The organism is Gemmatimonas phototrophica, from assembly GCF_000695095.2.
Lineage (GTDB): Bacteria > Gemmatimonadota > Gemmatimonadetes > Gemmatimonadales > Gemmatimonadaceae > Gemmatimonas > Gemmatimonas phototrophica.
This window is the reverse complement of the sequence record NZ_CP011454.1, coordinates 4,137,441-4,152,744: the sequence shown is the minus strand read 5'-3', so window position 1 is coordinate 4,152,744 and position 15,304 is coordinate 4,137,441. Positions and strand designations below refer to the sequence as shown.

Here is a 15,304-nt window from a genome sequence, read left to right as displayed (position 1 = left end):
AGCTCGACCCGATGCCCCGTCATCGTCGTCCCCACCTCGCCGCCCGCCGGGCGTCTTTGGCGCTGGCCTTGGCGCTTCCCTTGGCCCTCCCGGCCTCGCTCAACGCCCAGACGGCAGGCAAGGCCGCCGCTCGCCCCGCCCTGTCCGCGTTCGATTCCACGACCTTTGCGGCGCTTTCGTGGCGCAACGTTGGCCCGTGGCGTGGGGGCCGGTCGGTGGCCGTGGTCGGCCTGCCCAGCAACCCCATGACGTACTTCGCCGGCTACACCGGCGGGGGGCTTTGGCGTACCGACGACGCCGGCATGAACTGGCGCAACATCTCCGACGGCTTCTTCACGTCGAGCTCCATTGGGGCCATTGCCGTGGCGCCGAGCGATGAGAACGTGCTGTACGTGGGGAGCGGCGAGCACGCCATTCGCGGCCAGTCGAGCACCTACGGCGACGGCATGTACAAGAGCACCGACCAGGGGCGCACCTGGACCCGGACGGGGCTGGAGGCGTCACGGCAGATCTCGGCGGTGCGGGTGCACCCCACCAATCCGGATGTTGTGTACGCCGCCGTGCAGGGCGATCGCTGGAAAGGGACCACCGATCGTGGCATCTACCGCAGCACCGACGGCGGTAAGACGTGGACACTGCTGCTGAAGGGAGAGAACGCCACCAGCGGCGCCAGTGACCTGTCCATGGACCCCACCAATCCGCGCATCCTGTATGCGGCGTTCTGGGATCACCAGCGTACGCCGTGGATGGTGCGTTCCGGCGGCGCCGGCAGCGGCATGTGGAAGAGCACCGATGGCGGCGATACCTGGAAACGGCTCACCGAAGGACTGCCCAAGCTGATGGGCAAGATTGGCGTGTCCGTGTCGCCGGCCAATCCCGACCGTGTGTACGCCATTGTGGAAGCGGAAGCCGGTGGGTTGTTCCGCAGCGATGACGCCGGCAAGTCGTGGCGCCTGCTGAGCGGCGACCGGCTGATTCAGACGCGCTCCTGGTACTACATGCACATCACGGCCGACCCCACCAACGCCGACGTGGTGTACATCAGCAACGCGCCGTTGCTCAAGAGCATTGATGGTGGCCGCACGTTTGCCGTGCTGCCGGCCATGCACGGCGACAATCATGGCGTTTGGGTCAACCCGCGTGATTCGCGGTATCTCATCAATGCCAACGACGGTGGCGCCAGCATTTCATTGAACGGTGGCAAGAGCTGGAGCACGCAGGACAACCAGCCTACGTCGCAGTTCTACCATGTGGCGGTGGACGACGACTTCCCGTACAAGCTGTACGGCGGCCAGCAGGACAACAGCTCGGTCATCATTGCGTCCCGCAGCGACGGCGGCGCGATCGGGTTGCGCGACTGGAAGGAAGGCCCGGGATGCGAAAGCGCCAACATGGGTGTGAGTGCGAAGAACCCGCGCTACGTGTACGGTGGCTGCTATCAGGGCATCATCGAAGAGCAGGATGCCAACACGGGGCTCACCCGCGCCATCATGCCGTGGCCCGAGATGAACCTCACCGAGCCTACCGACAAGACGAAGTACCGCTTCAACTGGACGGCGCCCATTGAGGTGTCGCAGCACGACGACAAGGTGGTGTACCACGGCGGCAACGTGCTCTTCCGCACCACCAATCGTGGGCAGGCGTGGACGCCGATCTCCGGCGACTTGACGCGCAACGACAAGACGCGGCAGGGGTGGGGTGGTGGCCCCATCACCAACGAAGGCGCTGGTGGCGAGGTGTATGCCACCATTGTGGTGATCGAAGAGTCACCGCACGATGCGTCCACACTGTACGTGGGCACCGACGACGGTCTCATTCAGCGCACGCGCGACGGTGGCAAGACGTGGACGAACGTCACGCCGGCTGCGTGGGGCGATGGCCTCGTGAATGAAATTGCCATCTCGCCGCACGATCCGGCCACGCTGTACGTGTCGTTCCGCAAGGACCGCGTGGGTGATCCCACGCCGCACATCTTCGTATCGAAGGATTACGGGGCCACCTTCACGCGCATCGTGAATGGCCTGCGTGATGGAGAGCCGGTGCGTGTCGTGCGCGAAGACCCGGTGAAGAAAGGGCTGTTGTACGCGGGGACCGAAACGGGTGTGTACGTGTCGTACGATGCGGGCGCGCAGTGGCTGCCATTCCGCGGCAACTTCCCGGTGGTACCGGTTACGGACTTGCAGGTGAAGCACGGCGATCTCATTGCGTCCACCGAAGGGCGCGCGTTCTGGATTCTCGACGACCTGTCGGTGCTGCGTCAGCGGGCCGAGAGTGTGGAGAAGGCCACTGCGCATCTGTACGCACCACGCGAGGCCATTCTCTTTGCGGGTGGCGGTGGCTTTGGTACGCCGCAAAACGCCGGCAAGAATCCGCCCAACGGTGCGACCGTGTATTTCCGACTGGCCGCGGCGCCGGACAGCGCCACGGCGGTGTCGGTCGAGTTTCTCGACAGCAAGAACATGGTGGTGCGCTCCTACGCGACCAAGGATTCCCTGAGCCGACTCACCGCCAAGGCGGGACTGAATACGCTCACGTGGAACCTGCGCCGCCCCATGCCCACGCGCGTGGGCAATGTGCTGCTCTTCGGCGCACCGAGCGACGGCGGCGCGCGAGTTACGCCGGGCAACTACACCGTTCGGCTCACCGTGGGAAGCACGGTGCAAACGCAGCCACTCGTGGTGAAGATGGATCCGCGCATTGATGCGCCGGTGGCCGTGATTGCGGAGCGCGATTCGGTGGCCAACCTGCTGGCGACGCGCATTACCGAGATTCACGAGTCCGTGCTGCGGCTGCGTGATGTGAAGACGCAGGTGCAGGGCTACGTGGCGCGTGCGAAGGAAACCAGCGCCGCTGATACCATTGCCAAGGCTGGCCGTTCGTTGAATGGCAAGCTGGAGAAGATGGACCCGCGGTTGACCACCAAGGCGGCCAACGGGCAGGACATCATCAACTACGCCAACGGGATCAACGGGCAGTACGGCTTCCTCATGGGGCAGGTGGAAGGGAACACGGCGCTCACGCAGCCGGTGAAGGATCGTCTGGCCGAGTTGGAGAAGGTGTGGAGTGCCATTCGCGCTGAAGTGGAGCAGATCGAAAACGTGGATGTGCCGGCGTTCAACGCCCTGCTCAAGGCGAACAACGTGCCGGGCGTGATTGGCAAGGCGAAGGGGAAGGGGCCGATCGCATGACCACAGTTCGGAGTATTGGGTATCGGGTTGTGGGTGCGACGACGCTGGTGGTGGGGCTTGCCTCACCGGCGTCGGCGCAGAAGAAGAGTGCTTCGGTGGCGCCCTATGTGCCGCCGGCCGGAAGCTGGGAGCGTCGGGCGCCGTCTGCAGTCGGCATGGACTCGGCCAAGCTCGCGGATGCGGTGGCCTTCGCCATCAGCAAGGAAAGCAAGACGCCGCGTGATCTGGAGCTCAATCATCTGCAGAGCTTCGGACGCGAACCGTTGGGAGATGCCATTGGGCCGCTGCCGCCGCGTGGAGTGGCGACCGGCATTGTGGTGCGTCGCGGCTATGTGGTGGCGACCTGGGGTGATCCTGAAGCAGAGGAGATCACGAACAGCGTGACCAAGAGCTTCGTGAGCACGGTGGTGGGGCTGGCCGTGGACGAAGGGCGCATTCGCAGCGTGCACGACACGGTGGCCAAATACGTACCACCCATTGTGCGGGCACGTCCGAACGGCACCGCCTACAGCCGCGATTGGCCTGGCACCGACAAGCTGCTCATGCCCTTCGACACGCCGCACAACAAGCGGCTCACGTGGGATCATTTGCTGCGCCAGGTGAGTGATTGGGAAGGCACGCTGTGGGGCAAGCCGGAGTGGGCCGATCGACCGGCGCAGAACGCGGCCACCTGGACCACACGCCCGCGCGTGGAACCAGGCAGTGCCTACGAGTACAACGACACTCGCGTGAATGTGCTCGCACTGGCGGCGCTGCAGGTGTGGCGGCGGCCCCTGCCGGAGGTGCTCAAGGAGCGCATCATGGACCCCATTGGGGCGTCCAACACGTGGCGCTGGTACGGCTACGACAATTCGTGGATCGTGCTGGACGGGCGTGAGGTACAGAGCGTGAGCGGCGGTGGCCACTGGGGTGGCGGCATGGTGCTCAACGCGTGGGACATGGCTCGCTTTGGCCTGCTCACGCAGCGGCGGGGCCTGTGGGGTGACAAGCGGCTGCTGAGCGATGCGTGGGTGACGCAGGCGCTCACCCCCACTCCGGCGCAAAAGACCTACGGCTACATGAACTGGTTCGTGAACCCCGACCGGTCGTATCTGGCTGCCGCGCCGCCGGAGGCGTTTGTCCACGTCGGCGCCGGCAACAATTTCATCTACGTGGATCCCGTCAATGACGTCGTGGCGGTCATTCGCTGGATGGATACCACGGCCAGCCTGAACGGCTTCGTGGCGCGACTGCTGGGGTCGTTACGGTAACCACCAGCTCGGTCGGTTAGATTTCAGGAATGTCTCAGCGTCGAACTGCCGGCCCCCGTGAAGAGCTCGCCAACGCTCTCACGCATGGGGCCGGTTTTGTGGCCAGTCTGATTGGCCTGCCTATTCTGGTGCTCTCGGCGGCCAACCGCGGCGAGCGGACTGCCCTTGTGGGAGCGAGCGTTTTTGGTGCGGCGCTGGTGGCGCTCTACGCCGCCAGCACGCTGTACCATGCCATCTCGCACCCCACGCTCAAGCAGAAAATGCGCGTACTCGACCACGCCGCCATCTATCTGCTGATTGCCGGCACGTACACGCCGTTCACGCTGGGCGTATTGCGTGGGCGGTGGGGATGGACCCTCTTCGGCATTGTGTGGACGCTGGCGGCACTGGGGGTGCTGTTCAAGGTGCTCTTCGGCAGCGGCGCCATGGCCAAGCTCTCCACAGCGGTCTACGTGGCCATGGGGTGGGTGGCCATCATTGCCGCCAAGCCACTCATCGCCTCCATGGATAAGGCTGGATTGGCACTTTTGGTTGGTGGTGGCTTGTTCTACACCGGTGGCGTGGTCTTCTACGTGGACAAGCGCCGGGCGTGGACACACCCGGTATGGCATCTGTTTGTTCTCGGCGGCAGCATTTGTCACTACTTCGCGGTGCTCTTCTATTCGGCGCCGGTCGCGGTCACCGTCCGCTAAAGCACTAAACCGCAGCGTCCTTCGTCTTTCATTCCGAATACATGGCTACCAGTCTGCTCGTGCTGCTCGATGACATCACGTCCATGATGGATGATGTCGCGGTGCTGACCAAAGTTGCGGCAACCAAAACGAGTGGCGTCATGGGTGATGATCTCGCCCTCAACGCCGAGCAGGCGAGTGGTGTACGGGTGGAGCGTGAACTGCCAGTGGTGTGGGCGGTCGCCAAGGGCTCGTTGTGGAACAAGGTCATTCTGGTGCCAGTGGCGCTGGTGATCAGTGCCTTTGCGCCATCCATGGTGATGCCACTCATGATGGTGGGCGGCCTGTTTCTCTGCTTCGAAGGGGTGGAGAAGCTGGTGCACAAGTACCTCCACAAGGACGAGGTCGATGCGCCCTCACCGGTAATTGCCAATCCGGATTTGAGTGCAGAAGAGCTGTTGGCGGTGGAGCAGGGCAAGATCAAGGGCGCCATTCGCACGGACTTCGTGCTGTCGGCGGAAATCATCATTCTTTCGCTGGGCACGATGAGTACGGCCCCGATTGGTGAGCAGGTCCTGGCCTTGAGCCTGGTCAGTCTTGGCGCCACGGTGTTTGTGTATGGACTGGTCGCGGGCATCGTGAAAATCGACGATCTGGGACTCGCGCTGCACAATCGCGGTCGCGCCATTGGTGGCGTACTGCTCAAGGGCGCGCCGATGCTCATGCGCGCGCTGTCGGTGCTTGGCACCGCCGCCATGTTCACTGTGGGCGGTGGCATCATCGCGCACGGGTGGCACGCGGTGGATGTGATATTGGAAGCGTGGGCACACACCACGGGGCCGCTGGCGGTGGTTGCCAAGCCGGTGCTTGACGCGCTGCTGGGCGTCGTGTGCGGCGGTGCCTTGGTGCTGGTCTACACATTGGTGCAGAAGGCCCGCGGCAAGCACTGATTTCGCGAAGAAGCGAGGCACGGCTCGTTGTGCGATCGGTTCACAGAATTCTCGGGCACCTGCCAGGTTCGAGTCAGCGCATCGCTAGTTCAGCGGCACCACCGAGTCGCCGGCTATGCCAAAGAGCCGGTCGCCGGGCGACTGCTGGTACATGCCCCCACCGGTAAAACTCGAGAAGGCGGGCAACACGCCTACGCCATCGCCAAAGACGAAACAGGGGAGGCGAAGCGATTGTCGGCCGCGCCCGCGAACGGTCACGCTGGGATGCAGATGGCCGGCGAGCACATAGCCGTTCGCATGCCCCATGGGTTCGTGCATGCCTACGAAGGCCCCGAGCGGTAGGGGATCGTCGGTGCAGCCAATCCGCAGGTCGGCCGGCGGATCGCCGGCGTGTTGATCGTGATTGCCACGCACGAGGGTGATACGCAACGCCGAGTGTGCCTCGCGCCACGCCGCGATCGTGCGGAACGTTTCGTCGTGGCGACCGGTGCGTGCGTGCAGCAAGTCCCCCAGCACAACCAGATGTGATGCGCCGGTCACCTCGAGCGCGCTGGAGAGCCGTGCCAGATCACGGGAGGTGGTGCCCATGGGCACGGGCACATGCGCCGCGCGAAAGGCCGCCGCTTTACCCCAGTGCAAATCGGCCACACACAAGGTGTCCTGCGCCGGTAGCCAGAGGGCGCGCTCGGGGAGCATGACCACGTGCTCGCCAGCTACCGTGGTGGAGAGGGCGCCCGCCGGCACTGGCTCGTCTGCTGTGCTCACCGTTCGCCGCCGCTCGGACCCATGAGCTTCGTCACGGTCTCGTCAATGCGGAACACCGACATCACCCCCGACTTGGTCGGCTTCTCCGCCGCTACGGTCATGCGCTTCACGCGGTCCGCCAGCTTTTCGGTGCTGAGTTTGGCCCGCGTCATGTCCACCATGAGGGGGAACGCGAGTGGCGTGGGGCGCTCTACATCCACCACGCGAATCGTCGCGCGCGACAGCCGGTCCAGCACCCGCCCCAATCGGCTGGCCTCAAGTTGGCGCTCCAGCACTTCGCGGCGCGCCTGCGCCACGAGCAGATTCTCCGGGTCGTAGTTCACAAAGACATCGTACAACAGGCCGCTCGATGCCTGCAGCTGCTTTACGCTTTTGGATTGTCCGGGATAGCCGGAGAAAATGAGTCCCGCCACGCGGGCAATCTCGCGAAACTGGCGCCGCGCCAACTCTGCCGCGTTGAGACTATGCGTGACATCGTGCAGTAGATGGGTGATACTGAAGAGCCCCGCCTCCAACGCCTCTTCCAGCGGTGCCCGCTCGGGGCTCAACAGCTCAAGCCCGTAGTCGTTGCAGCTGAAGGAGAAGGAGAAGGGCTGCAGCTGCGCCATGCGGTACGCACACAACGCCGCCAGCCCTTCGTGTACCAGCCGTCCCTCAAAGGGATACACAAACAGATGATGACCATCACGCGTTTCGGTGCGCTCAATGAGCAGTTCATCCGGGCGCGGAATGACACTGCGCTCCGCCTGCATGAGCAGCACCGGCTTCACGGACCGCATTTCCGGCGACAGATACTCGCCGCGTCGTGCCTCTTCGAGTTTGTCGCGCACGGCGGCCGCGAGTTCCGTGGAGAGCGGCATGCGCGCCCCCTGCCAGCGCGGAACGGCCCCGCTCATCCCTTTGGCCTTGCGCACCCAGGCGGTGAGATCACGCAACCGTACAAACTCGAGGGGCGTACCGGCAAAGATGAACCTGTCGCCGGGTGACAGCCGCGACACGAACGACTCTTCGACTGTGCCAAGTCGCCCACCCTTGAGATACCGTACGGCAATGGCGGCATCACTCACGATGGTGCCAATGTTGAGCACATGCCGCAGCGCCACTCGGCGATCGGTCACGATGTACACGCCATCAACACAGACCACTTTGGCATATTCGGGGTACGCCCGCAGCGCTTCACCACCCCGCGTGACGAAATCGATGACCCAGTCCAGCTCGTCCCCGGTGAGATCACGATAGGCGCGCGTGGTGCGCAGCTCCGCCAGCACCCCTGCTCGCGTGAACCCTCCACCTAACGCCAGCGTCACCAGGTGTTGCGCGAGCAGATCCAGTGGGCGGTCCACCGGGTCGCGGCTTTCAATGGCGCCGGCACGCATGGCATCGCGCGCTGCGGCCACCTCCACCAGTTCGAAGGCGTGGGTGGGTACACACACAATGCGCGACACGCGCCCCGGCGAGTGTCCGGAGCGTCCAGCCCGCTGCAGCAGACGCGCCACCCCCTTGGGGCTTCCCACCTGCATCACCAGGTCCACCGGCGTGAAGTCCACGCCCAGATCGAGGGAACTGGTGGCCACCACCACGCGATATCGCCCGGATTTGAGGCCGTCTTCCACATCTTCGCGCTGCGCGCGCGATAGTGAGCCATGATGAATGGCCGTGAACTCAAACCACGACGGGTTGGCGGCAATGATGCTCTGAAACCAGATCTCGCACTGCGAGCGCGTGTTCGTGAACACGATGGCGCTCTCCGCCTGTGCAAGCCGCTGCATGACTTCGGGGAGCAGCTTGGTATTCAGGTGCCCGGCCCACGGAAAGCGATCCATGGTCTCGGGGACCAGTGCCTCCACCTCGATGTCCTTGGGTACAATGCCTCGTACGAGCCGAGGCGTGCGCGGTGCACCGGTGTTGGTGTAGCCCAGAAGGGTCTGCGCCGCCACATCAAGATTGCCCAGCGTGGCAGATACCCCCCACGTGCGCAGTGTCGGGCGCAGCTGCCGCAATCGCGCCAAGGCGAGCTCCACCTGCGCGCCACGTTTGGTGGACAGCAGTTCGTGCCATTCATCCACGACCACACAGCGCAGGTCGGCGAACAGCGCCGCCGAGTCCTTGCGGCACAATAGCAGCGACAGCGATTCCGGAGTGGTCACCAGTGCCGTCGGCAGGCGCTCCCGTTGGCGCGCGCGACGCGCCTGCGAGGTATCGCCGGTGCGCGATTCCACGGTCCACGGGAGCCCCAGCTCGTCCACGGGCAGTCGGAGCGCCTGTTCAGTATCGGCGGCCAACGCGCGCAATGGCGTAATCCAGAGGACGCGCAGCGGCAGCGCATCGGCCCGACGTCGCGCCTTCCGGACGACCGGCGTGTCGTTCAGCGACTCAATGAGTGGCCCCATCCAGGCGGCGTATGTTTTTCCCGTGCCGGTGGCCGCGTGAATGAGTCCCGATTCGCCGCTCGCATACGCACGCCACACCTCCCGCTGAAAATCGAACGGACGCCAGCCCCGCGCACCGAACCACGCCTCCACCCGATCATGCATCGAGCAGGGCCTTTACGGTGGCGAGGGTGTCTGCTTCCTGCGAGGGCTTATCCTGCCGCCAGCGCGCAATGCGCGAAAAGCGCACGGCAATACCGCTCTTGTGGCGCGGGCTGCGCTGAATGCCTTCAAAGGCGAGCTCAAACACGAGTTCCGCCTTCACGGTGCGTACGGGGCCGAACTTCTCGATGGTGTTGGCGCGGATGAAACGATCCACCTGTCGTATCTCGGCGTCCGTCAGTCCACTGTACGCCTTCGCGAAGGGGACGAGCGTGTCACCGTCCCAGATGGCAAACGTGTAGTCGGTGTACAACCCGGCCCGTCGTCCGTGCCCCGCCTGCGCATAGACCAGCACGGCATCGACGGTGAGCGGGTTCACCTTCCACTTGTACCACTCGCCCATCTTGCGCCCCACGCCGTAGGCCGAGGTCACGCGCTTGAGCATGAGTCCTTCGGCCTGAGCGCGTCTGGCCTCCAGCCGCGCCGCGCTGACTGCCTCCCACGTGTCTGCAGCAATGACTGGCGAGAGGCCAATGCGCGCGCCGCCGGGCAACGCCCGCACCACCTGCTCGGCCTGCTGACGGCGATCCGTCATGGGCAACGCGCGCACATCGGTGCCCTGCGCTTCGAGGCAGTCGTACACCAGCAAATGACACGGAACATCGGCGAGCAATTTCTTGCCAACGGTGCGACGGTTGATGCGCTTCTGCAATTCGGCAAAGGGGAGCGGCTGCTCATCGCGCCACGCCAGCAGCTCCCCGTCGAGCACGGTCCCATCCGGGAGCCACTCGGCGCTCGCTTCCACTTCGGGAAAGCGACCGGCCAGCAACTCTTCGCCGCGACTCCAGAGAAAGGTGCGTCCACGACGTCGCACCAGCTGACAGCGAATGCCATCCCATTTCCATTCCACCTGCCAGTCGTGTACGTCGCCCAGCGACTCCGCCGGGCCTTCCAGCGGATGTGCCAGAAAGAACGGATACGGGCGGCTCCAATCTGCGTCGGTGGTTTCCGTGCCAATGAGCTGCGTATACCACGCCGCAGTGGGCTCCCATTCCCCCATCAGACGATGCGCGATGGTCTCTGCGGGCACCCCACTCATCTGCGCCAGTGCGCGAACGACCAGTCCATCAGAGACGCCCACTCGAAAGGCGCCGGTGAGCAGCTTGTTGAAGACAAACCGTGCCGAGCCCCCCAGTGTGCTCCACGCCGTCAGTAACCGCTGGTGCTGTTCGTCGGGCTCGCACTGCGCGAGCGGGAGCAACTGCGTCTCCACCCACCACGTGAAGGATTCATCATTGAGCGTGTGGCCGTGCGGTACCAGCAGCGCCATGGTTTCTGCCAGATCGCCGGCCTGTGCGTAGCACTCTTCAAAGAGCCAGTCGGGCACGCCAGCAGCGGTGGCGGCCCAGCTGCGCAAATGGGGTGCCTTGACCAGACGCTTGGGGCGGCGTCCCAATAGAAACGCTGCCGCCCACGCTGCATCCGCCGGTGGGGCCTCGCGGAAATACGCCACCAGTGCCGCCACCTTGTGATTGGTGGCGGTACTCTCATCAATGGCGTCGTACAGGGCGGCGAATTGCTGCATGGGTAACGGACGGGGACGTGTGCTCGACAATCACCAGGACAGCACCGCACATTCCCGGTAATGCAAAGCCTCTGCAACAGAATAGCTACCGTCGCCGTCTTGTTCTCGGCCATGTGGCTGGGAGCTTCGCCGAATGCCGGGGCGCAGCCCGCAGCGCTGGTGCGTCAGCCGGTATTGGCCAGAGACCTCGTACGCTCCCTGCACAATGCTTACCAGTACGGGACCGACGAAGATACGGTGCGCATCTGGCGCACGCGTCTGGCGGGGAACGCGGCCATGTTGGCGCTGCTGGACGGCACCATGTTCCGATTGGCCTTTCAGGAAGACTCCTCATCCGCGCGGTATCGCGAGGCCGCTCGGGATACCCTGGCGCCGGGGGCGCCGTACGCGCTGGTGGGGCTGGCCAACACCGTGGCCAACCATGGGGCGTTGCGGGAGGCGCTGGCCCTGTTGGCACAGGCCACACGCCTGTCGGTGCAACGGGGCGATTCCATCGGGCAGTCGGAGGCGCTCATGGGACGGGCGCTCCTCGCCATGCGGGTCTATGGCGTGGATTCCGCTCGCAGTTTGATGGGGCAGGCCACGGCGTTGGTTCCGGCGCGTGATGCGTGGTTGCAGGCGCGGGCAGGTTGCACACAGCTGCAGGTCGACGTGCGGTCGGGGGCCAAGATTGCCGACAGCGTGTGGCAGTCCCGCGAGCGGGCAGCGCGGGAACAGGGGCCGGTGCTATACAGCACCTGCTTGTTCAGTCGCGCGCAGTACCTCGAGAACAGTGGAATGGCTGCCGCGTCGCTTGCCCTGCTCGACACCGTGGCCGAGCTGCAACGTGGCTCGCGCCAATGGAGCAATGTGGCGGCCACGTGGCAGTGGCAGGGAAACTCATTGATCGGTCGTGGGCGCTATCGGGAGGCACGCGAACGACTCACCGCGTCGTTCGCCGCCGCCCGTCGCAGTGCCAGCCTCTCCGGCGAAGCGTGGGCCACATTGCAGCTGGGTGAAGTGGACCGTAAGCTCGGCGCGACCGGCGACGCCATTGAGCAGTATGGGCGTGCCCGCGCACTCATGACCACGTTGGGTGATGCCACCGGCCAGGCCTACGCCGACTATGCCATGGCCGGATTGCATCACGTCGATGGCCAACTCGCGGCGGCGGATTCCCAATGGCGTGGCCTGCTCCAACGGGCCGACCGGGTGGCGCCGCAGCTGGCGGTCCAAGGGGTGCTGGCCCGCAGCGACATCGCGCGCCGATCCGGCAATCTGGTGGCCAGTGCGGCGTTGCTGGATTCGGCGGTCGTGCTCATGGCCGCGCGCAACATGCCGGGGTGGCGGGCAGAATGGCGCTACTTCACCGGCCTGCAGCAACTGGCGGCGGGACGGGCGGAGCGGGCGATTGCGCAGTGGGACACGCTGCTGCGCGAGCATCGTACGCTGCGGCCGCCCGCGCGATTTGAAGTGGTGAGTCGACGGGCCGAGGCACAGGCGACGCTCGGCCGGTTTGAACCTGCATGGCGAGCGTTTACAGAAGGGGCCATCGCGCTCGATCGTTGGCGCCTGTCACAGAGCACGCGCGAGCAGGCGCTGGCGGCCATCGGTGATCGGCAGTTTGACTGGGATCGCGATCTTGGGCTGGCCACCACCGCGGCGCTATTTGCACGGGCAGGACGCCCGGCGGAAGCGCTGGCCATGGCCGAATGGCGCAGACTGCGTGCCGCGCAGCAGATCGAATTGCAGCGCGGCGCATTGTCGGTGGAGAGTACTCCGTCCAGTGGCACGGTGGTGCGCGTGGTGGATAGTAGCCGTGTAGATCCCGCACGACTCCCCACCCTGGCCCGTGCGCGCTTGCTGCCATCTCAGGCGGTTGTGGCCTTTATGACGGGTCGAGGGGGTGAGCCCACAACGGCCTATGTGCTCACACGCGACACCCTGGTGAACGTGGGGCTGCCGCCCATCGATTCGCTGTCCACGTCAATCGCTGCGTTCACCGCCTTTCTGCGGGCAGGCGCACGCCCAGCGGCCCTCACGGCAACGCTCTCCGCACAGGTGTTGGTGCCGGTGTTGCAACAGCTGCCCGCCACCGTGACACGGGTGATTCTGGTGCCCGATGGCGATCTGCACCGCCTCCCGTTCGTGGCCTTGAATGACCCACTTGGCCAATCGGTGCTGGAGCGATACGAACTCGTCACCGCGCCGTCCGTGGAGGATGCGCTGGGTGGTGCCGTGAGCGTGGCCCGGAGGTCAGGGGCGTCGTCGGTGGTGATTGGCGCGCCGGCCGAGATGCCACGCAATGCGGTGACCGGCATGCCGTGGGGGCGGTTGCCGGGCGCCAGGGAGGAGGCGCGCCGCGTGGCCCGGTTGTTGGGGTTTAGCGAGCAATTGGCCGGAGTGTCCGCGACACGCGATGCCGTGACCAAACGGCTCGTACGCGGCGGACCGGTCTTGCATGTGGCCACGCATGCGGTGGCCAACCCGGCCTCGTTCGTGAACAACGGGTTGGTGTTGCAGCCGTCAGACACCGACGATGGGTTTTTGTCGCTGGCCGGGCTACAGGCGCAGCCATTGCCTTTCGACTTGGTCGTACTCTCCGCCTGCGCGAGTGGCGAGGGAGTGATGCTGGCCGGTCAATCGCTGCACGGACTGGTAAGCACGGCGCTGGATGCCGGTGCCCGCGGCGTGGTGGCCACGCGATGGGCGCTCAACGATACGGCCATCGTGCCGCACATGGTCCGGCTCTACGAGGCGCTGCAGCGCGGCGATGACGTGGTGACCGCGGTGCACCGCGTGCAGCGTGATGCCATGCGGGAGGGCATCTCGCCAGCCATTTGGGCCAACCTCGACTATGTCGGCGATCCAACGCTCCGCATTACCGTTATGCCGCCGCGGCCGTGGTGGTCTCGCCTGGGCCACACCATGCGTGGATGGCTACGGGCGGCGGGGCTCAAGTAAGCGCAGTTCACTGCGTACCTCGCGTGCATTGGCGAGTGACGCGTAGACCCACCACCCAGCCGCCGCGGTCGTGGAGCCGTCAGCAGGCGTTGGCAAGAGCGCCGTCGTGTCGCCCGCGACTTCCCGCGACGCCACGACGCGACCGTTGGCATCGAGTAGCTCCACCCGATAGGACACCGCGTTGAGAACGGGGTGCCAGATCACGCGCAGCGTGTCAGCACCGGAGCCAGACCACGTGACGCCACTGGCTGGTGCGATCAGTTGCACGGCGTCGGCCGTGGCACTGCGGTACGTGGCGGAGTCTGAGGCACTTGCCGTTTCTGTCCGTTGGGCACGCCAGGTGGGGAGGCCAACAGCCACCATGAGTGTTGCTGCGGCAGCCGCTGGCCACCACCGCCGCCAGGTGGGGGCCGGTGGGCGGTGGACGGAGATGGTGCTTTCGTTTGCGGCGTGGCGCATGGTGTGCAGTAGCCGCAATTCATTGCTACGACCCTTCGTCAGGAGATCTTCCAACACGCGCTCCCGTTCGTCCGCGGAGAGCGTGCCGTCGAGTGCGGCTTCAACCACTTCAGGCAACGGCGCCGGACGCGAGGGATCGTTGGCCGTCCGCCGCTGCGCCTGCAGGGCGGCCCAAGCTTGCTTCAGTTCGTCGTCATGCATCGTTCTGGTCTCCCTCCGCCCGCAGGTGTGCCCGAAGGTCGTCGAGGCCACGATACAACAAATTGCGCACCTTGGCCTCCGTCCAGCCGGTCATCCCACTGATCTCCTGTCGCTGATAGCCGTCGAGGTGCAGCTGCACCACCAATCGACGGTTGCGTGGCAACGTTGCCAGCGCCCGCTCCAGCCGTGCGGCCAGCGCGTCCTGCTCCGCCGCATCGGGCGGCAGTACCCGCAACGCGTCCGGGACCATCGTCGCGGCCGTGGCCACATCAAGACTGGTCTCCGAACGCCGCTGGCGCCGGATTCGGTCCACGACGGCCGATGACACCACCTTGACGAAATAAGACGCACTCAGGCGCTCCAGATTCTCACTTTCCGGGTGCGCCTTCCACAAACGGATGCGGACGTCCTGGAGGATTTCGTCAATCTCGTCCGTGGGCAGCCCGCGCGCCCTGGCCGCGCGCATGGCGAGCGCCGAAAAGCGCGCCATGAGGCGCTCCAAGGCCGTCCCGATCTCCACCGTCGCCGAGGGGGCGGTGGCGGACAGCGGGGGGAAGCCGTGGGGTGGGGTGGGGTGCGGAGGTTGGGTAACGGACAAGCGGGCTGGGTAGATGCAATGGACGCAGGAAACGATACGTCGTGCACCCAAACGAGGCGAGTGTGTGGCGTGTACGCCACGGAATTTGGAAGAGTGAGAATCCCGGAGGGCAGGGGGCGTAGCTGTACCAGAATATCACTCAGACACCTTCCCGAGGACGTAT

10 protein-coding genes are annotated in these 15,304 nt (G+C 65.3%); 5 read left to right on the top strand and 5 right to left on the bottom strand.

Features of this window, described 5'->3' with window-relative positions; translation table 11 throughout:
- The first annotated feature begins 11 nt into the window (after positions 1 to 11).
- Genes GEMMAAP_RS17485 through GEMMAAP_RS17470 form a run of 4 tightly spaced genes read left to right on the top strand, consistent with a single transcriptional unit; the run spans position 12 to position 6,059 of the window.
- Complete coding sequence (locus GEMMAAP_RS17485; RefSeq protein WP_075071560.1) at positions 12 to 3,188, top strand: VPS10 domain-containing protein; 3,177 nt, start codon at positions 12 to 14, stop codon at positions 3,186 to 3,188.
- Positions 3,185 to 4,438 carry a serine hydrolase domain-containing protein gene (locus tag GEMMAAP_RS17480; protein ID WP_053333554.1) on the top strand — a complete coding sequence of 418 codons (1,254 nt, stop codon included), beginning with the start codon at positions 3,185 to 3,187 and terminating at the stop codon, positions 4,436 to 4,438. Before GEMMAAP_RS17485 ends, GEMMAAP_RS17480 begins: the two co-directional genes overlap by 4 nt.
- A 29-nt stretch (positions 4,439 to 4,467) precedes the next feature.
- Positions 4,468 to 5,130 carry a PAQR family membrane homeostasis protein TrhA gene (gene trhA / locus GEMMAAP_RS17475; RefSeq protein ID WP_043579328.1) on the top strand — a complete coding sequence of 221 codons (663 nt, stop codon included), beginning with the start codon at positions 4,468 to 4,470 and terminating at the stop codon, positions 5,128 to 5,130.
- A 41-nt stretch (positions 5,131 to 5,171) separates the two neighbouring features.
- Positions 5,172 to 6,059, top strand: a complete 888-nt coding sequence (locus GEMMAAP_RS17470) for a DUF808 domain-containing protein (protein ID WP_026848191.1) — start codon at positions 5,172 to 5,174, stop codon at positions 6,057 to 6,059.
- An 84-nt stretch (positions 6,060 to 6,143) separates the two neighbouring features.
- Here GEMMAAP_RS17470 and pdeM read toward each other — a convergent pair whose 3' ends face one another.
- From pdeM to GEMMAAP_RS17455, 3 genes are read right to left on the bottom strand one after another with little or no spacing between them, the layout of a single operon-like run.
- On the bottom strand, positions 6,144 to 6,824 hold the full coding sequence (gene pdeM, locus GEMMAAP_RS17465; protein ID WP_075071559.1) for a ligase-associated DNA damage response endonuclease PdeM: 681 nt from the start codon (positions 6,822 to 6,824) through the stop codon (positions 6,144 to 6,146).
- Positions 6,821 to 9,358 carry a ligase-associated DNA damage response DEXH box helicase gene (locus GEMMAAP_RS17460; RefSeq protein WP_043579329.1) on the bottom strand — a complete coding sequence of 846 codons (2,538 nt, stop codon included), beginning with the start codon at positions 9,356 to 9,358 and terminating at the stop codon, positions 6,821 to 6,823. Before GEMMAAP_RS17460 ends, pdeM begins: the two co-directional genes overlap by 4 nt.
- Complete coding sequence (locus GEMMAAP_RS17455) at positions 9,351 to 10,940, bottom strand: ATP-dependent DNA ligase (protein WP_026848193.1); 1,590 nt, start codon at positions 10,938 to 10,940, stop codon at positions 9,351 to 9,353. Before GEMMAAP_RS17455 ends, GEMMAAP_RS17460 begins: the two co-directional genes overlap by 8 nt.
- Before the next feature lie 60 nt (positions 10,941 to 11,000).
- Here GEMMAAP_RS17455 and GEMMAAP_RS17450 point away from each other — a divergent pair, with 60 nt between their 5' ends.
- Positions 11,001 to 13,883, top strand: coding sequence for a CHAT domain-containing protein (locus GEMMAAP_RS17450; RefSeq protein WP_145979216.1), 2,883 nt, complete (start codon positions 11,001 to 11,003; stop codon positions 13,881 to 13,883).
- On the opposite strand, the gene GEMMAAP_RS17445 is transcribed toward GEMMAAP_RS17450, so the two are convergent.
- Together GEMMAAP_RS17445 and GEMMAAP_RS17440 are read right to left on the bottom strand one after the other, a co-directional pair.
- Positions 13,860 to 14,543 (bottom strand): hypothetical protein, encoded by a 684-nt coding sequence (locus GEMMAAP_RS17445; protein ID WP_026848195.1) that lies wholly within the window; start codon positions 14,541 to 14,543, stop codon positions 13,860 to 13,862. The two genes, GEMMAAP_RS17450 and GEMMAAP_RS17445, sit on opposite strands and share 24 nt — an antisense overlap.
- Entirely contained in the window at positions 14,536 to 15,141 is a 606-nt protein-coding gene (locus GEMMAAP_RS17440; RefSeq protein WP_145979215.1) for an RNA polymerase sigma factor, read from the bottom strand. Before GEMMAAP_RS17440 ends, GEMMAAP_RS17445 begins: the two co-directional genes overlap by 8 nt.
- Positions 15,142 to 15,304: the final 163 nt, after the last annotated feature.